Raw genomic sequence first — 17,673 nt, 5'->3', positions numbered from 1 at the left:
TCATCCCCGATTCGGCACGGTCCACTCGATCGGCTCGTGTCCCTGCCGGGCCACCGCCTCGTTGATCTGCGTGAACGGGCGCGAGCCGAAGAACTTCTTCGCGGACAGCGGCGAGGGGTGCGCACCCTTGACGACGGCATGCCGCGACTCGTCGATCAGCGGCAGCTTCTTCTGCGCGTAATTGCCCCACAGCACGAACACCGCCGGGTCGGGCCGGCCGGCGACGGCCCGGATCACCGCGTCGGTGAACTTCTCCCAGCCCTTGCCCTTGTGCGAGTTCGCCTCGCCCGCGCGCACCGTGAGCACCGCGTTCAGCAGCAGGACGCCCTGCTCCGCCCACGGCAACAGATAGCCGTTGTCGGGGATCGGCGTGCCCAGCTCCTCGTGCATCTCCTTGTAGATGTTCCGCAGGGACGGCGGGATCTTCACACCCGGCCGTACCGAGAAGCACAGACCGTGCCCCTGGCCCTCGCCGTGATACGGGTCCTGGCCGAGGACGAGGACCTTCACCTTGTCGTACGGCGTGGCGTCGAGAGCGGCGAAGACCTCCTCACGCGGAGGGTAGACGGGACCCTTGGCGCGCTCCTCCTCGACGAACTCCACGAGCTCCTTGAAGTAGGGCTGCTGCAGTTCGTCGCCCAGTACGCCCCGCCAGGACTCCGGCAGCATGGCGATGTCGGTCACGTCAACTTCCTCCGATGTGCGGTCACTTCCAGGCCTCAGAACCTACAGGCGACCACTGACAACGGGCTCAGGTGCCCGCGGGGGCTACCAGCTGGTCTTGCGGTGCAGCTCCCACATCATCATGATCGTCGACGGGTCCAGCGCCCGCTCCCCGCCGGAGATGTCCTCGCTCGCCGCGACGAACTGCTTGCCCTGCCACAGGGGCAGCAGCCTGGTGTCGTCCACGAGGATCTGCTGGGCCTTCTCGAACGCGTCCACCACCTTGGCACGATCGCTCTCGCGCCGCGACGACGGCAGCAGGACTCCGGTGATCCGCGGTTGCGGATAGGGCGTGCCGAGGGCGTTCTGCTCGCCGACGAAGGGGGCTATGTAGTTGTCGGGGTCCGGGAAGTCGGGGAACCAGCCTCGTCCGAAGACCGGGTACTCGCCCTTCTGGTAGCCCTCCACGTACGACTTCCAGGGGCGGGACTCGAGGGTGACCCGGAAGAGGCCCGAGTCCTCGAGCTGCCGCTTGAGCTCCTTGAACTCGGGCGCGGTCTCCGAGCCGTAGCGGTCGGTGGTGTACCAGAGGGTGAGCGGCACGGGCCGGTTGATGCCCGCCCGGGAGAGGATCTTGCGCGCCTTGGCGGTGCTGGGCTCTCCGAAGTCGTCGAAGAACGCCGTGGTGTGGCCGGTCAGCCCCGCCGGGATCATGGAGTAGAGCGGGTCGACGGTGTCCCTGTATACGTTGTGGGCGATCGCGGCCCGGTCCACGACCTGGGCCACCGCCTTGCGCACGGCCGCCTTGCCGGTCCAGGGGTCCTTCGGGTTGAACACCAGATAGCTGATCTCGATCCCCGAGTTCTCCACCAGCTGGATGTCCTCGTCGGACGAGTGTTCCTGGAGGGCGACGACGTCGGAGGCACCGAGACCGCGGTAGGTGACGTCGATCTTCCTGCCCCTGAGCGCCTGGACCATGGCGGACGAGTCCTTGAAGTAGCGGATGGTGACCGCGTCGTTCCGGCGGTGGGCGTAGCCCTTGTAGCGCGTGTTCCCGGAGAGCCTCGCCTCCTTGCCGTCCCGGTAGGACTCCAGCGTGTACGGACCGGAACCGGTGACCTTGCCGTCCCGGCGCACCTGTGTGGCCGGGTAGTCGGCCGGGTCGACGATCGACATGGCGGGCGTGGCGAGGACGAACGGGAAGGTGGCGTCGGGCTTGTCGAGGTGGAAGACCACCTCGCGGTCGCCCTTGACCTCCACCCGGTCGAGGCTGCCCAGCAGACCCGCCGGGCCGCCGGGCACGTTCATGCGCTTGATCCGGTCGAACGAGTACTTCACGGCCCGGGCGTCGAGCTTGTGCCCGTTGGAGAACGTCAGCCCCTCACGCACCGCACAGCGGTACGCCAAAGTCGTCGCATCCGTGAAGCGGCACTGCTCAGCGGCGTCGGGACCCGGCTCGGTCGCGCCGTTCGGGTAGTTCAGGAGGGTCTGGTAGACGTTGCGGAACAGCTCCCAGGAGTTGTCCCAGGATGCGGCCGGGTCAAGGGCGGTCGGGGCGCTGGTGGTGCCCACGACGATCGGTCTCCTGTCGTCGGAGGACCCCGACGAGAGCGCACTGCAACCGGCCACCAGGGACAGGGACGCGATCGCCGCCAGTCGACGCCGACAACGGTTGCGGTTGAACACGCGCACGCTCCTCGATCTGCCGTACCAAGGGTGGGCGGCAGACCCTACCGCAGCCTCGGCGCGGCCGGACCCGCTTGGACGGGGCGCTCGAATCGGGGCGTCCATGACGACGTTGTCATCCGTCTGTGTGTCTTGTGATCGCCGGCACCGGCGCCACTTCCGTCGAAGCGGCACCCGTGCCCTCCGCGGGGAGAGCCGCGGACCGGCCCCTCGGCCGCCGGCCCGGTGCCCCGCGCCCGTCATGGACGCGGGACCCGACTCAACTCATCCGACCCCGGCGTTCAGGAAGATGCCGCCGTCCACGACAAGCGTCTGGCCGGTGATCCAGTCGGACTGGTCCGAGGTGAGGAACACCGCGGCGCCGCCGATGTCGGAGGGCACCCCCAGCCGGCCGAGCGGATAGGCCGCGGCGGCCTCCGCCTCGCGGCCCTCGTACAGCGCCTGGGCGAACTTGGTCTTCACCACGGCCGGCGCGATCGCATTGACCCTCACCAGGGGCGCGTACTCGTGTGCCAGCTGCACGGTCAGGTTGATCATGGCGGCCTTGCTGATGCCGTACGCGCCGATGAACGGTGAGGCGGAGAGCCCCGCCACCGACGCGATGTTGACGATCGCGCCGCCGTTCTCACGCTGCCAGGCGTGCCAGGTCCGCTGGGCGAAGCCGAGCGCCGAGACGACGTTCGTCTCGAACACCTTGCGCGCCACGTTCAGGTCGAGGTCGGCGATCGGGCCGAACACCGGATTGGTACCGGCGTTGTTGACCAGGAAGTCGACCCGGCCGAAGACCTCCATGGTGCGTTCCACGGCCAGGGCCTGGTGGTTCTCGTCGTGCGCCTTGCCTGCGACGCCGATGACGCGGTCGGCGCCGAGCTTCTCGACGGCCTCCTTGAGGGCGTCCTCGTTGCGTCCCGTGATGCAGACCCGGTCGCCGCGGGCGACGAGGGCCTCGGCGACGCCGTGGCCGATGCCCCGGCTGGCGCCCGTGACCAGTGCGACCTTGCCGGAGAGAGGGGGCAGTTCAGTCATGTGTCCGTGCTCCTGTGGGCTCAGTCGAGCGGTCCGCCGGCGACGTACAGCACCTGGCCGGAGACGAAGCCGGCCGCCTCGCCCGTGAAGAAGGCGATCGCGTTGGCGATGTCGTCGGGCTCACCGACGCGCTGCACGGGGATCTGGGTGGCGGCCGCGGCCTTGAAGTCCTCGAAGCCCATGCCGACCCGGTCGGCGGTCGCCTTGGTCATCTCGGTGGCGATGAAGCCGGGGGCGACGGCGTTGGCGGTGATGCCGAACTTGCCGAGCTCCTTGGCCAGGGTCTTGGTGAAGCCCTGGAGACCGGCCTTGGCCGCGGAGTAGTTCACCTGACCGCGGTTGCCGAGCGCCGAGGACGAGGAGAGGTTGACGATACGTCCGAAGCCCGCGTCGACCATGTGCTTCTGTACCGTGCGCGACATCAGGAAGGCGCCCCGCAGGTGGACGTTCATGACGGTGTCCCAGTCCGCGACGCTCATCTTGAACAGCAGGTTGTCGCGGAGCACACCCGCGTTGTTGACGAGGATCGTCGGCCCGCCCAGCTCCTCGGCGATACGCGCGACGGCCGCCTCGACCTGCGCCTCGTCCGAGACGTCGCAGCCGACGGCGATGGCCCTGCCACCGGCGGAGGTGATCTTCTCCACGGTGTCCTTGCATGCCGCTTCGTCGAGGTCGATCACCGCGACGGCATGGCCCTCGGCCGCCAGTCGTACTGCGGTGGCGGCGCCGATGCCGCGCGCGGCGCCGGTGACGACCGCGACCCGCTGCTCAGTGGTGGACATTGCTGCTTCTCCTCGCCCTTGGAAAGCCTGGAACGCCTTGGAAACTCTGCGGCTCCCGCGGCACGCCCATCAGGTGAGCGACCGCTTAGTACCTTCAGCAGACGTGACGCTAGAAGCCCCGGCACCCGGTGTCAACGGCCCACCCGGCGCATGTGATCCATTACCTCACCAGGAGGTCCAGCAATCGTTCCGCCTCGGCCGCCGGATCGGCGGTCAGCCCCGTATGCACGGGCCCGGGCTGGACAACCGTCGACCGGGGCGCGATCAGCCAGCGGAAACGGCGCCCCGGGTCGTCGTGCGCCGCCTGCCCGGCCGCCGCCCCGCCCGCGCACACGCCCTCGACCGCACGCAGCGCGGCATGCACGCCGGGCACGTCCGCGCCGGGATCCAGCGCCAGCAGCCTCCGCTCGTCGAGGTGCGTCCGGGCGGCGACGAAGGACTTGGCGCGGCAGTAGACCAGCACCCCCGCGTTGATGCACTCGCCCCGCTCCACCCGCGGCACGACCCGCAGCAGCGCGTACTCGAAGACGTCCCGCCCGTTCACTTGCCGGCCCCCCGGTGGGTCTCGATGCCCTGGATGCGTTCATGGACGTCGGCGGCGCGGGCGAGCAGCGGCCGTGCGTAGGCCCGGCGCAGTGCGTCCGGGGTGTCGAAGCCGGGTTCACCGGCCAGCCACTCGTCCGGGATCCCGGCGGTCACCTCGGCGAGCAGATCCTCGGTGACCAGCGGCGCCAGCGCGGCGGCGGCGCTCGCCACATCCGGCGCGAAGGAAGCGAGCGCATGGTCGGAGGCGTCGTAGGGCCGCGCCGCTGAGGTCTCGGCGCCGCGCCAGTTGTGGTGCCAGATCATCGTGGCGCCGTGGTCGATGAGCCACAGTTCGCCGTGCCACATCAGCAGATTGGGGTTGCGCCAGGAGCGGTCCACGTTGTTGACCAGCGCGTCGAACCAGACGATGCGGCCGGCCTCCTCGGAGCCGACGGCGAAGGCGAGCGGGTCGAAGCCGATGGCGCGGCTGAGGAAGTCCATGCCGAGGTTGCGTCCACCGCTCGCCTTGAGCAGCTCCTGCACCTCCTGGTCGGGCTCGCCGAGGCCCAGCACCGGGTCGAGGCCGATGGTCACGAGGCCGGGCACCCGCAGGCCGAGCCGACGGGCGAGTTCACCGCAGACGACCTCGGCGACGAGCGTCTTACGGCCCTGTCCGGCACCGCTGAACTTCATGACGTACGTCCCGAGGTCGTCGGCCTCGACGAGTCCCGGCAGCGAACCGCCCTCACGCAGAGGGGTGATGTAGCGGGTCGCCGTCACTTCCTTGAGCATTTCCCCAGGCTATCCGGTCGCCGGGGTCGCCGTTCCGAGCAGCGGCGGCCCGGATCCCGGGGCCGGGCCCCGGGATCCCACGCGCCGACACGGGCGCGGCAACCGGCCCCTTTCCCGGCTCAGTCCTGCTCGCGTGTCCAGCCCACCGACTGCACCCGGGAGTTGTCGCCGGGACGGGCGTCGGAGTACAGCAGCGCGCGTCCGGACCGGACCTTCAGCGCCCCGACGTACACCCCGCGCCCCACATAGAGCGAGTCGGTGGTGTAGCGCCAGCGCACGAGCAGGGACCCATCGGCGGGGAGCACGGCGTCGAGTGCGTGCCACACACGGCCGTTGTAGCCGGTCACGGCTCCGTCGTCGTGGGTCACGGGCCCGGCGCCACCGGGCGCCCGAGTGGTGAACGGCAGCGGCTGCCAGGTCGCGCCGCCGTCGGTGGACGTCTCGGCGCGCAACGCGTCGGAGCCGGGCTCGGTGTCCCACCACAGATCGCAGGCGAGCCGTGCCCCGGCCGAAGTGTCGAGCGCCGGCAGGGTCAGCGTGGCGGTGGTCGCGCTCGCCATGCCGCCGAACCACGCCGTGCCGCCGTGGGCGGGTCGCACCGGAACGGCCCTCGCGAACCGGTCGCCCGCGGCCACGCGAGGCGCCGAACCGGACCGCCAGGTGCGCACCGGGTGAACGGAGTTGCCCATGATGACGAGGAAGGAGTCCGTCGTGGGGTCGAGGACGATGCTGGTCCCGGTGAAGCCCGTGTGCCCCCCGGTACTCGGGGTGGCCATCGCGCCCATGTACCAGTGCTGGTAGAGCTCGAAGCCCAGGCCGTGGTCGTCACCGGGGAAGGCGGTGTTGAAGTCGGAGAACATCAGGTCCACCGACTTCTCGCTCAGGATGCGCACGCCGCCGTACACACCGCCGTTGAGCAGGGTCCGCGCGAGCACGGCCATGTCCCAGGCCCGGGAGAAGACGCCTGCGTGACCGGCGACGCCGTCGAACGCGTAGGCGTTCTCGTCGTGCACCTCGCCCCACACCAGTCCCCGGTCGAGACCCGACCAGGGCAGCCGTGCCACCTCGGTGGCCGCGATGCGCGGCTTCCAGGAGGCGGGCGGGTTGTAGCGGGTCGCGGTCATGCCCAGCGGCCCGGTGATCCCCTCGGCGACCAGTCTGTCGAGCGGCTTGCCGGTGACCCGCTCGAGGACCTGCTGGAGGGAGATCATGCTGAGGTCGGAGTACAGATAGACGGTCCCGGGCGGGTTGACCGGCTTCTCGTCCCACAGTGCCTGGAGCATCTCCTGCCGGCTGCCGAACTTGTAGAAGGCGATGTCGGCCTGGAGCCCCGAGGTGTGGGTGAGCAACTGCCGGACTGTGATGTCCTGCTTGCCGCCCCCCGCGTACTCCGGCACATAGCGCGCGACGGGCGCCTCCAGCTCGATGCGGCCGCACTCGATGAGCTGCACGGCGACGAGGGAGGTGAACAGTTTCGACAGCGAGGCCAGGTCGTACACCGTGTCGGGCGTCGCGTCGATCTGCTGGTCGGGCGGGAACTCGACGGCGGTGTCGGTCGCGGAGTCGTAGTCCTGGTACCGCACGGCCTTGCCGACGGCCTTCTCCAGGGCGACCGTTCCCCCACGACCGGCGAGCACCACGGCGCCCGCCCAGTACGGATGCCTGGGCGACGGTCCGAGGTACCGCTCGGCCACGGCGGTGACCTCGTCGACGTGCTCCGCAAGCAGTCCGGCCCGCGCGGCGGAACCGTGTCGCAGCGTCGTCCCGTGTCCGGCCGGCCGAAGCGGCGCGTTCGCCGCACGGCTGCTGTCGTCCGCCGCGGCGGACCCGGTTCCCAGCGGGGCGACCACCAGCGCACCGCCGAAGGACAGCACCCCCACCCCGAACCGGCGCCGGCTGAGTGGGCCCCGACCGGGACCGCCGGACTCTCCGGGCCGTTCCACCTGCTCCATCGGACCTCCGAAAGAAGTTTTCAATCCGACCCCTGCGGTCTGAAACTTTCCTTCCGGAACTCGCGCCCTGTCAATCCCCGTGCGTCACGGGCGGGTTGCCGGCCGCAGCACCGAAGCGCCGATCCCCGGGCTCTCCACAGGACGGACCGACCTCGGCTCCTGAGTTCTTCTATCAAAATGCCGTCCACATACTTGTCCGACGTTGGCACACTCATTACCGTCCACCGAGGCAACACAGCGCCCGAGTTCATGTCGGTGGACCGGGCGATCCCGCGACGCCGGCAGGACAGCGGGTGCAGCCGCTGGGCCTCCGAAGCCGCACGCACCTTCCGGACTACGCATACGTGAGGAAGGCACTTCGTGGAGAACCTGAGCCGCCGCACGTTCAGCCGACTCGCCGTCACCCCGCTGATCGCCCTGCCCGCCGTGACCCACCCGGCAGCGGCCTCGGCGTCGACCGTCGGCACGGCCCCGACCGGTACCGATCAGCGGACCGAGACGGTCCGCGCGATGAGCAGAGCCGCCACATACATGGACGGCACCGTCTCCTACCGGGGCGGTTACGTCTGGAACTATCTGCCGGACCTGTCGGTGACCTGGGGCGAGATGGAGGCCAAGCGCACCATGTGCTGGGTCCAGCCGCCCGGTACCCCGTCCGTCGGGCACAGCATGCTCGACGCCTACCACGCCACCGGCGAGGAGGTGTTCTACCGGGCCGCGGAGCGCACCGGTCTCGCCCTCGTGGACGCCCAACTGCCGGTCGGCGGCTGGAACTACATCCATGACTTCGCCGGCGAGAAGTCCCTCAGGGACTGGTACGCGACCATCGGCGCGAACGGCTGGCGCCTGGAGGAGTTCCAGCACTACTACGGCAACGCCACCTTCGACGACGCGGGCACGTCCGCCGCCGCCCAACTGATCCTGCGGCTCTACGTGGAGCGCGGCGATCGTCGGTTCGAGCGCGCCCTGGACCGTGCGATCGGCTTCGTGCTGGCCGCCCAGTTCGGCGGGGGTGCGGCCGACGGCGGCTGGCCGCAGCGCCATCCCGCTCATCACGGCTCGGTCAGCAGGATGCCGTGGCCCGAGCGGCGGCCCCCGTGGCTCCCCGGCGACGTGACGCACGGGATGGAGGACGGCGAGTACACCCAGCACGTCACCTTCAACGACGATGTGCTCGGCGAGAACATCAAGTTCCTGCTGATGTGTGTCTCCGCGCTGGGCCGGCACGATCTGATCGGTCCCGTCCGCAGGGCGATGGAGTGCCTGCGCCGGATGCAGCAGCCCGGTCCGCAGGCCGGCTGGGGACTGCAGCATCTGTCCCGGTCCAAGCACGACAGGCCCGCGGGAGCACCCGCGGGCGCCCGCTCCTACGAACCCCGCGCGCTTACGACGCACACCACCCAGACCAACGTTCAGCAGTTGTTCCACTACTTCCGGCTGACCGGAGACCACAGATACCTCGGCCGGGTCCCGGAAGCGCTCGACTGGCTGGAGAGCTGCCGGCTGACGCAGCGCCAGATCGACGAGAACCCGCTGCTGACCGGGCGCACCCACCCGACCTTCGTCGAACTGGGCACCAACCGCGCACGCTTCGTGCATCGCTTCGGATCCAACATCCGCAACGGCGCCTACTACCACGACCACGACCACCACGACACCCTGAGCCACTACTCCGCGGGCCGCTCCATCGACCTCGCCGGACTGCGTGCCGGATACGAGCAGCTGGCGTCCATGTCACCGGCCGAGGTGGCCGCGATGCGCGCCCGGTCCCCGCTCTCCGGCGGTGCGCCGATCCCCCTGCCCCGGTACTTCTCCCTGCGGGACATCCAGCTCTCCGACCTGCTGCGTGACGCACCTCTTCCGATGCCGGTGGTGTCCGACGCCGAGGCGGCCGCCCTGGTCGCCGGACTCGGCGACCGCGACCACTGGCTGACTCCGCTGGACGCGGTGACCAACCCCTACGAAGGGCCGGGCACCCGCAGGCCGTACGACGGAAAGGCGTACATGAGCAAGAACGTCGGCGATCTCCGCGACACCTCGCCGTACAACCCGCAGGATCCGCCCGCGGAGCCCCCGTACCGGCCGCGCGAGGCCCCGCTGGGCATCAGCTCGGCGGCCTACGTCGCCAACATGGCCAAGCTGATCGGCTATGTGACGCGGCCCGCGGGCTGAGGCGGTCGCGCCACCGCGAGACGGAGAAGGAAGAACACCCGCAAAACGTCCACCCCGCCGACGAGCGGGGTGGACGTTTCTGTGCGGAGAAGGCGCCGGGGCGCACCCGTCCGTCGCGACCGGCCCGGTGCCCGCACTCACCTCGGGCCGGGCCCGGACCGGGCGGTGGCCTCGCGCCCCGGGACGGCCCTTACCGCTCGGAGCCGCGCCGGGCACAGCCGTGAACCGCCTCCGGTCGTGGTCTCGCCGTCCCTCTGACAGCGGTACCCCAGCCGTGTCTCACGCCCGCCTGATCTCGAAGCGGTCAAGATCTGGACAGTGGCTGAACGGTCATTGTTCGAAGGCCGTACCTCCGTCCAGAGGTACGAAACATCCGTGGAAGGGAACGTCAGCATGACCAGCGAAGCGCTTCAGCCCGGCTCGGCACCCGCCCGCCGGACCGTCATGGCGGCGGTCGGTGTGACGGGGCTCGCCGCGGCGCTGACCGCGTGCGGTGACTCAGGCAACAGCTCGGCCCCGAGCACGTCGCAGAGTGACAGCACCGCGAGCAGCGGCACCTCGGGCGGGGGCGAGAACGCCGCGGCCGGCACCGACGGCACCGTCCTCGCGAAGACCGCCGACATCCCCGAGGGCGGCGGCAAGGTGTTCGCCGACCAGGGAGTGGTGGTGACACAGCCGGCGGCAGGCACGTTCAAGGCGTTCTCCTCCAAGTGCACCCACCAGGGCTGCGCGGTGAGCGGCATCTCGAACGGCGTGATCGTCTGCCCGTGTCACGGCAGCCACTTCTCGGCGACCGACGGAAGTGTGCAGAAGGGGCCCGCGACCCAGCCGCTGGCCGCCGCGAACATCTCCGTGTCCGGGGACGAGATCAAGCTCACGTGACACCGCCGTCCTCTCCGGCCCGCGACGCACGCCGCCGCGGCCCGAGACAGGCCAGGACCTCGTCGGTGGTCGCGACCGTGGCGACCAGCGCGAGGGTGTTGCGGACCATCGCGGGGGTGTAGTCGTAGGGCACCCCCGCGATGGCGTCCGCGGGCACGACGGCGGTGTAGCCGCGGTTGACGGCGTCGAAGACGGCGTTCGGGATCGCCACATTGGCCGACACCCCGGTGACGACCAGGGTGCGGCAGCCCAGGTTGCGCAGCAGCGAGTCGACCTCGGTGCCCTCGATGGGCGACAGGCCGTGCAGCCGGCGGACGACGAAGTCCTCCTCCCGCACCTCGATGGGCGCCGCCACCCGCACGGCCGTGCTGCCGGAGAGCTGCTGGACCGGAAGCCGTTCTGCCGCGTGGAAGAGGCGTGCGTTGTGATTCGCTCCCCGGCCGTCCGGCCGCCGCTCGGCGACCGCGTGGATCACCTGCACCCCGCCTTCGTGGGCGGCGGCGACCAGCCGGGCCACGTTGACCAGCGCGCCGGAGGAGCGCGCCTGCCGGGCGAGTTCGGGCAGTGCGCTGTCCGGGCCCACGACACCCTGCTGGCACTCCACGGTGAGCAGCACGGTGGTCGGGGGGTCGAGGACCTGGCTGAGCTGTCGGGACACCATGGCTCCCCTTGTCGTCGGCGCTCGGAAGCGGCGAGAGTAGCGATCGCCGCGTGCGGACGGAAGAAGCACCATTGCGGGTGGGCGGAGTACGCCCCATTCTTTTCTGACGTGATGTCAGATGACGTCTCTGGCACGACGTGGGAGAAGAAGAGGGGGACTGCATGACCGACACTCAGCGCCGGGGCCGGAAGATCATGATGACGCCCGGTGAGCTGGACGACTTCCTCACCGCCCAGCGCACCTGCCGGGTGGCGACCGTGTCGGCCGACGGCGCCCCGCACGTGAGCGCCCTGTGGTTCGCCTGGGACGGCACCTCGCTGTGGCTGTACTCCGTGGTGCGCAGCAAGCGCTGGGCCGAACTGCGCCGCGACCCCCGGATCGCCGTCGTGATCGACACCGGTGAGGAGTACGAGCAGCTCAGGGGCGCGGAGCTGTCCGGCGTCGCGGAGTTCGTGGGCGAGATCCCGCGTACCGGGGAGCTGTGTGCCGAGCTCGATGTGCCGGAGACCCTGTTCGCGCGCAAGAACTTCGGCATCGAGGACATGCCGTACGACGGCCGCCATGCGTGGATCCGGCTGACGCCGCAGAAGATCGTCTCCTGGGACTTCCGCAAGCTCGGCCCCGCGTAGCCGGACCGCTGCGGTCCCCGCGGCCGGGCCCCCGGGGCCTTCCCGCGCAGCTCAGCCCGCCGACACGGCCTGCGCCGCGGTCCGCAGCGCCTGCACCGCCGCCCGGATCGAGGGGCGGCGGTCGGCATCGGCCCGCCACACCACGTAGACGTGCCGCCGCACCCGCTGCCGCACCGGCACGGTGACGACCCCGGCCGGCATGGGATCGCGCCCGAGCAGCGGCGCGATGCACACACCGAGCCCGGCGGCGACCAGCCCGAGCTGTGTGTGCGTCTCGGCGGCACGGTGTCCGATGCACGGCTCGACACCCTTGGAGCGCAGGGTGAACATCAGCCACTCGTGGCAGAACTCCCCCTCGCCCCAGGTGATCCACTCGTCGTCGGCGAAATCCTCGAGGTCCACCTCGGTCCGGTCCGCGAGCCGATGGCCCACGGGCATCGCCACGTCGGCCGGATCGTCGAGGATCGCCGCCTTCACCAGTCCGTCGGGGACCGGCATCGGCTTGTTGTACCAGTCGAGGACGACCGCGAGGTCGAGATCACCCCGGACGACGCCTGCCACCCCGGCCTCCGGCTCGAGCTCGCACGAGCGCAGTCGCAGTGCCGGATGGCCGGCCCGCAGCGCGGCCAGCGCCGCCGGGAACAGCCCGCGCGCGGCGGTGGGAAAGGCCGACACGCGCAGTTCGCCGGCCACCTGACCGCGCTGTGCCTCCAGGTCGGCCTGGGCGAGTTCGACCTGGGAGAGGATGCGCGCCGCATGATCGGCGAGCAGTCGGCCCGCGTCCGTGAGCCGCACCCCACGCCCGTTCTTCGCCAGGAGCTGCTGTCCCACCTCCCGCTCGAGCTTGGCGAGCTGCTGAGAGACGGCCGAGGTCGTCACGTGCAGTCCTTCGGCCGCGCCACTGACCGAGCCGTGCCGCGCGAGGGCGTCGAGGGTACGCAGGCGCTCGAGGTTCAACATGTAAGTGATGCTACGAGATGCCTCCAGCAAATTCTCGATTGTGCTACGAGGTACCGTGCGTCAAGGTGACGTCATGAGCATCGCCGCGACCCGACCCGCCGACACCGCGACCACCGTCCCCCCGGGTCGCCGGGCGGCCCTCGACTGGCGCATCCGTTTCGCCGTCCTCTCCTTGATCTGGGGCTTCAGCTTCCTGTTCATCAAGGTCGGCACGCAGGGGTATGCCCCCTTCCAAGTGACGTTCGGCCGACTGCTGTTCGGCACGGCGGTGCTCGCGGCGGCGATGGCCGTCAAACGCGAGCGACTGCCGCGCGGCGCCCGGACCTGGGGCCACCTCACCGTGGCGGCGTTCCTCCTGAACGCGCTGCCGTTCTCGCTCTTCGCCTACGCGGAGCTGACGATCCCGTCGACGCTCGCGGGCATCTGCAACGCGACCTCGCCCCTGTGGGGCATGGTCCTTTCACTGGTCGCGCTCTCCGAGGACCGGCCCACGCGGCGCCGGGTCGCCGGCCTCGGCCTCGGCTTCCTCGGCGTGCTGACGGTGCTCGGCGCCTGGCAGGGCTTCCAGGGGCTGGACGTGACCGGCACGGTGATGGCTCTGCTGGCCTCGCTCAGCTATCCGGTCGGCTGGATCTACGTCCGCCGGACCCTGGCGGGCACCGGCCGCTCCCACCTGTCCTTGACCGGGGCGCAGTTGTTGCTGGCTACCGTCCAACTCGCCGTGGTCACCCCGCTGTTCACTTCGCTTCCGCACCACCTCCCGCTCGTGCCGCTGCTTGCGGTCGCGGCGCTCGGCGCGCTCGGCACCGGGCTCGCGGTGCTCATCCAGTACGGCCTGGTCGCCGAGGTCGGCCCGACGACGGCGCAGATGGTCACGTACTTCATCCCCGTCATCGCGGCCGCGGCAGGGGTCGCGATCCTCGACGAGTCGCTGACCTGGTCGACCCCGGTCGGGGCGATCGTCGTGCTGGCAGGCGCGGCACTGACCCAGGCCCGGCCGAAGTCCGCCGCGCGGGACCGGGCCCGGCCGCGGGCTGCGACGAAGCGGACGACTCCGTAAGGCGCCCGGCCGCGGAAAGACTGCGGCACCGCCCCCGACTACACGTAGCTCCGGACGGGGGCGGGCCCGAGGGCGGCGGCGACGGCGTCCGCGAGGCGCCCGGTCTCCTCCGCGGTGAGCGTCGAGACGGTGATCCTGACACCGGGCGCCGCGCTCATCCGGAAGCGCGCACCCGGGGCGACGGCCCAGCCCGAGTGCAGCAGCCGAGCGACCGCACCCGTCTCGTCAGGGACGGGAACCCACACGTTCATCCCGCTGCGCCCGTGGGCCGCGACACCGCGCCGCGCCAGTGCCTCGATCAGTGCGTCCCGCCGTCCGCCGTACGCCGCCGCCACGGCCCGCGGGTCCACCGAACCGTCGGCCCACAGCCGCGCGACCGCCCGTTGCAGCAGGAGGCTGACCCAGCCGGGCCCCAGCCGCTGCCTTCCCCGGACCCGGTCGACGGTGACGCCGTCCCCGGTGAGCACGGCCAGTCGGAGATCGGGCCCGTACGCCTTGGCGACCGAGCGCACGAACGCCCAGTGCCGGGTGGCTCCGGCGAGGGGGTGAAGGGGGACGTCGACGATCCCATGACCGTGGTCGTCCTCGATGAGCAGGGTCCGCGGATGCTCCCGCAGCACGGACCTCAGGGCACGGGCCCGCCTCGCGCTCACCGCGGCGCCCGTCGGGTTCTGCGCCCGGTCCGTGACGATGACGGCACGCGCGCCGTCCTCCAGGACACCGCGCACATCGTCGGGGAGCGGCCCCTCGTCGTCGACGCCGACCGGAACCGTGCGCAGCCCCAGTGCCGGGACGAGATCGAGGGTCCTGCCCCAACCGGGGTCCTCGACGGCGACGGTGTCCCCGGGCTTGAGATGGGCCGTGAGCACGCGCTCGACGGCGTCGAGCGATCCCGAGACGACGACCGGCGGGCCGTCCGGCACCCCGTCCGCGTCCAGGTCCGCCCGGGCGATGCGCGCGAGCTCCGGATCCACGGCGACGTCACCGTAGAGGACCGGCTCCCGGTCCCCCCGAGCCGCGGCCGCCGCGAACGCCGGCGCCAGCGGCGGCAGCAGCACCGGATCCGGATTGCCGCTGGACACGTCGCGCACGCCCGCGGGCACATCCACACGAATGTGGTCCCGTCCCGTCGTGGCGGGGGCGGACCGCACCCGGCTGCCCCGGCGCCCGGCGGTCTCGATGACCCCCCGCTCGCGCAGGACACGGTACGCGGCCGCGACGGTGTTCGGGTTCACGCCGAGCTCGACGGCCAGCTCTCGCAGTGGTGGCAGGAGCCTGCCGGGCTCCAACTCCCCCGTGCCCACCGCATGCTCGACGCTGGCCGCGATCTCGGCTGCACGCCGACCCTGGATCCGATATCCTCCTAGCACAAAGTAGATTTTGCACTAGTGCAAGAGGGAGCGCAAATGCACGGGACCAACGATCCGGCGTCGTCACGCGCCACCGCCTATGCACCCACGGATCGCACCGTCCCCACGCGCTCCGCGGACCGGGCGTCGTACGACACGGAGCTGGTGCACGCGATACTCGACGAGGGCTATGTGTGCCACCTCGGCTTCGTGCGCGGGGATGCACCGGTGGTCCTGCCCACGCTGTACGGCCGGCTCGGCGAACGCCTCTACGTCCACGGCTCGACCGGCTCGCGGCCCCTGCGGATGACGGGCGAGGCCGACCCGGGGCTCGCCGTGTGCCTGACGGTGACGCATGTCGACGGGCTGGTCCTGGCCCGCTCGGCGTTCCACCACTCGATCAACTACCGGTCCGTGGTGGTGCACGGCATCGCCCACCAGGTCGACGACCCCGAGGAGAAGCGGGTCGCCCTGGACGCGATCGTGGACCACGTCGTGCCCGGCCGCTCGCACGACTCACGGCCCGCCAACAAGAAGGAGCTGGCCGCCACCGCGGTGATCCGCCTGGACCTGGACGAGGTCTCCGCCAAGGTGCGCACCGGCGGCATCAGCGACGAGCCCGAGGACCTCGCACTCCCCCACTGGGCCGGCGTCGTCCCGATCCGCACCGAGTACGGCGCACCGGTTCCCGACCCGGGTCTGGCCCCCGGCACCGGACTTCCGGAGTATCTGGCGGTGCTGTGATGCTGATCCATCCCTGGGACGCGCCGCAGGACGACAGCGAGTGGCAGCGCTGGCTCGTCGGCCGCGACTTCGGGCAGCTCGCCGTGAACGGCCCGCCCGGCGAACCTCCGTACGTCCAGCCGCTGCATTTCGCCTACGACAAGGACCGCGGAGAGGTGGTGGGCCATCTGGCCCGCCCCAACCCGTTGTGGGCCGCCATCGAGGCGAACCCCGAGGTGCTGCTGAGCGTGGTCGACGACTATGTGTTCGTGCCCGGCCCCTGGCAGGCCCCGCCGGACGGCCCGTCCGAGAACGGTGTGCCCACGAGCTTCTACGCCGCGGTCCAACTGCGGTGCACCGCCCGTGTCGTGGACGATCCCGCCGAGAAGGCCGAACTGCTGAACCGCCAGACGCACCACTTCCAGCCGGAAGGCGGGTCCGCCCGGGCGACGGTGGGTGAGGCGCCCTACGGCCGCATGCTGCCCGGCATCCGCGGCCTGCGGCTCGAAGTGACGGGTGTCCGGGCCAAGTTCAAGTACGCCGGGCGGAAGCCCGAAGAGATCCAGGACCGCATCGCGGACGGGCTGGCGACGCGCAACGGTCCACGCGACCGGGTCGCGCGCGAGCATCTGCTGCGCAGGCGCGAGGTGTGAGCGGGGTGCGGGGTCCGCGCCGGACCCCGCACCCTCCCGTCATACGAGGACGGGTTCCTCCCCCGGCGCCCGTGCCCGACGCGCCTCCGCCGTCGCGAGCCCGGCCACCGAGCCGAGCATCAGGGCGGTGCCGACGAGGGTGGCCGCCGTGAGCCGCTCACCCAGCAGGGCGACGGCGAGGACCGCCCCGCTGACCGGCTCGAGGAGCATGATCACGGACACGGTCGCGGACCGTACGACGGACGCGCCCGCGAAGTACAGGGCGTAGGCGAGTGCCGTGGGCACCGCCGCGATGTACCCCACCAGACAGACGAGGGCGCCCGGTTGCGCGGTGTGCGGCACCAGACCCTCGATCAGGGCGAACGGCAGCAGGCACAGGCTGGTCACCGCGAACGCCGAGACGGTCGTGCCAAAGACGTCGACTCCGCCGTCCCGGCCCCACCAGCGGGTCAGCAGCGTCATGGCGGAGTAGCCGGCCGCAGACACGAGCGCGAGCAGCACGCCCCACGGACGTACGGTCGTACCCCCGCCGCCCAGCACCAGCACCCCGAGACCGGCGAGCGCCCCGGCGACGGCGGTCGTCCCGCCGCGGCCGAGCCGCTCCCCCATGGTGAGCCGGGCGCCGAGGGCGATGAGCACGGGACCGGCGCCGAGGGTGACGACGGTCGCGACGGCGAGACCGGTCGCCGAGACGGCCCCGAAGTAGGCGGTCTGGAAGACGGCGAGACCGGCCCCGGTGGCAACGGCCCGCAGTGCCTTGCGGCGCAGCGGTTCGGACCCGGCCGCACGGGTGCGCGGGCGTACCAGGCGGACGGCGGCCAGCAGGACGAGCCCGGTGGCGCAGCGCCAGAAGGAGAGGGCGACCGGCCCCATGTCACTGGTCCGGTAGACCAGCGAGGCGGCAGCGCCCGCGGTGCCCCAGGCGGCACCGGCGACGATCAGATACACAAGGCCTCGCCCGACGGGCAGGCCGGAGGCAGGATGCGACACGAGTTCTCTCCGCAGAGGTGCAGAAGTTCGGGAAGGGACCCCGGAGCGTCGGGGTCCGTGGACTTCTTCTGCGGGCAGCACCGTTCCGCCCGGACGATCCGCCGGGCACGATTCCGGAGAGCCCGCCTCAGGCGGCCGGAGGCGGAAGAACGAGTGCGTCGGAATGCA

At 71.2% G+C, this 17,673-nt stretch carries 17 protein-coding genes; 6 read left to right on the top strand and 11 right to left on the bottom strand.

Annotated features, from left to right (window positions below):
* The 7 genes from ung to RCR19_RS31280 all read right to left on the bottom strand — a co-directional run bounded on the left by ung (position 1) and on the right by RCR19_RS31280 (position 7,426).
* Positions 1-684 carry a uracil-DNA glycosylase gene (ung, locus tag RCR19_RS31310; RefSeq protein ID WP_331268154.1) on the bottom strand — a complete coding sequence of 228 codons (684 nt, stop codon included), beginning with the start codon at positions 682-684 and terminating at the stop codon, positions 1-3.
* Between the two features lie 84 nt (positions 685-768).
* Positions 769-2,349, bottom strand: coding sequence for an ABC transporter substrate-binding protein (locus RCR19_RS31305; RefSeq protein WP_331268153.1), 1,581 nt, complete (start codon positions 2,347-2,349; stop codon positions 769-771).
* Positions 2,350-2,613: 264 nt separating this feature from the next.
* On the bottom strand, positions 2,614-3,375 hold the full coding sequence (locus tag RCR19_RS31300; protein WP_331268152.1) for an SDR family oxidoreductase: 762 nt from the start codon (positions 3,373-3,375) through the stop codon (positions 2,614-2,616).
* Positions 3,376-3,395: 20 nt separating this feature from the next.
* On the bottom strand, positions 3,396-4,157 hold the full coding sequence (fabG, locus tag RCR19_RS31295) for a 3-oxoacyl-ACP reductase FabG (protein ID WP_059126621.1): 762 nt from the start codon (positions 4,155-4,157) through the stop codon (positions 3,396-3,398).
* A 160-nt stretch (positions 4,158-4,317) separates the two neighbouring features.
* The gene (locus tag RCR19_RS31290; RefSeq protein ID WP_331268151.1) at positions 4,318-4,701 is read right to left on the bottom strand and encodes a DUF3037 domain-containing protein; all 384 of its coding nucleotides are present in this window, start codon (positions 4,699-4,701) and stop codon (positions 4,318-4,320) included.
* Positions 4,698-5,474 (bottom strand): HipA family kinase, encoded by a 777-nt coding sequence (locus tag RCR19_RS31285; RefSeq protein WP_220294907.1) that lies wholly within the window; start codon positions 5,472-5,474, stop codon positions 4,698-4,700. The genes RCR19_RS31290 and RCR19_RS31285 overlap by 4 nt, the downstream gene beginning before the upstream one ends.
* Positions 5,475-5,593: 119 nt before the next feature.
* Entirely contained in the window at positions 5,594-7,426 is a 1,833-nt protein-coding gene (locus RCR19_RS31280; protein ID WP_331268150.1) for a serine hydrolase, read from the bottom strand.
* A gap of 360 nt (positions 7,427-7,786) precedes the next feature.
* Between RCR19_RS31280 and RCR19_RS31275 the strand changes: the two genes are divergently transcribed.
* Together RCR19_RS31275 and RCR19_RS31270 are read left to right on the top strand one after the other, a co-directional pair.
* Positions 7,787-9,598, top strand: a complete 1,812-nt coding sequence (locus RCR19_RS31275; protein ID WP_331268149.1) for a pectate lyase — start codon at positions 7,787-7,789, stop codon at positions 9,596-9,598.
* Between the two features lie 393 nt (positions 9,599-9,991).
* Positions 9,992-10,480, top strand: coding sequence for a Rieske (2Fe-2S) protein (locus RCR19_RS31270; protein WP_059126616.1), 489 nt, complete (start codon positions 9,992-9,994; stop codon positions 10,478-10,480).
* On the opposite strand, the gene RCR19_RS31265 is transcribed toward RCR19_RS31270, so the two are convergent.
* Positions 10,473-11,141: a cysteine hydrolase gene (locus tag RCR19_RS31265; RefSeq protein ID WP_331268148.1), complete on the bottom strand. Its 669-nt coding sequence runs from the start codon at positions 11,139-11,141 to the stop codon at positions 10,473-10,475. The two genes, RCR19_RS31270 and RCR19_RS31265, sit on opposite strands and share 8 nt — an antisense overlap.
* A gap of 161 nt (positions 11,142-11,302) precedes the next feature.
* Here RCR19_RS31265 and RCR19_RS31260 point away from each other — a divergent pair, with 161 nt between their 5' ends.
* Positions 11,303-11,770 (top strand): pyridoxamine 5'-phosphate oxidase family protein, encoded by a 468-nt coding sequence (locus tag RCR19_RS31260; protein WP_331268147.1) that lies wholly within the window; start codon positions 11,303-11,305, stop codon positions 11,768-11,770.
* A 51-nt stretch (positions 11,771-11,821) separates the two neighbouring features.
* On the opposite strand, the gene RCR19_RS31255 is transcribed toward RCR19_RS31260, so the two are convergent.
* Positions 11,822-12,730, bottom strand: a complete 909-nt coding sequence (locus RCR19_RS31255; RefSeq protein ID WP_059126614.1) for a LysR family transcriptional regulator — start codon at positions 12,728-12,730, stop codon at positions 11,822-11,824.
* Between the two features lie 73 nt (positions 12,731-12,803).
* Here RCR19_RS31255 and RCR19_RS31250 point away from each other — a divergent pair, with 73 nt between their 5' ends.
* Positions 12,804-13,790, top strand: coding sequence for a DMT family transporter (locus tag RCR19_RS31250; protein ID WP_331268146.1), 987 nt, complete (start codon positions 12,804-12,806; stop codon positions 13,788-13,790).
* Positions 13,791-13,828: 38 nt separating this feature from the next.
* On the opposite strand, the gene RCR19_RS31245 is transcribed toward RCR19_RS31250, so the two are convergent.
* On the bottom strand, positions 13,829-15,160 hold the full coding sequence (locus tag RCR19_RS31245; protein WP_331268145.1) for an aminotransferase class I/II-fold pyridoxal phosphate-dependent enzyme: 1,332 nt from the start codon (positions 15,158-15,160) through the stop codon (positions 13,829-13,831).
* Positions 15,161-15,196: 36 nt separating this feature from the next.
* On the opposite strand from RCR19_RS31245, the gene RCR19_RS31240 reads away from it, so the two are divergent.
* Together RCR19_RS31240 and RCR19_RS31235 are read left to right on the top strand one after the other, a co-directional pair.
* Positions 15,197-15,883, top strand: a complete 687-nt coding sequence (locus RCR19_RS31240; RefSeq protein WP_331268144.1) for a pyridoxamine 5'-phosphate oxidase family protein — start codon at positions 15,197-15,199, stop codon at positions 15,881-15,883.
* Positions 15,883-16,515, top strand: a complete 633-nt coding sequence (locus RCR19_RS31235) for an FMN-binding negative transcriptional regulator (RefSeq protein WP_331268143.1) — start codon at positions 15,883-15,885, stop codon at positions 16,513-16,515. The genes RCR19_RS31240 and RCR19_RS31235 overlap by 1 nt, the downstream gene beginning before the upstream one ends.
* 39 nt (positions 16,516-16,554) lie before the next feature.
* Here the strand turns inward: RCR19_RS31235 and RCR19_RS31230 are convergent, their stop codons facing one another.
* Positions 16,555-17,505 (bottom strand): EamA family transporter, encoded by a 951-nt coding sequence (locus RCR19_RS31230; RefSeq protein ID WP_331268142.1) that lies wholly within the window; start codon positions 17,503-17,505, stop codon positions 16,555-16,557.
* Between the last annotated feature and the right edge of the window lie 168 nt (positions 17,506-17,673).

It is taken from the genome of Streptomyces sp. WAC07094 (assembly GCF_036320405.1).
Classification (GTDB): Bacteria; Actinomycetota; Actinomycetes; order Streptomycetales; family Streptomycetaceae; genus Streptomyces; species Streptomyces lannensis.
Note: the sequence above shows the minus strand (reverse complement) of the source record. Positions and strands in the feature narration are given on the sequence as shown.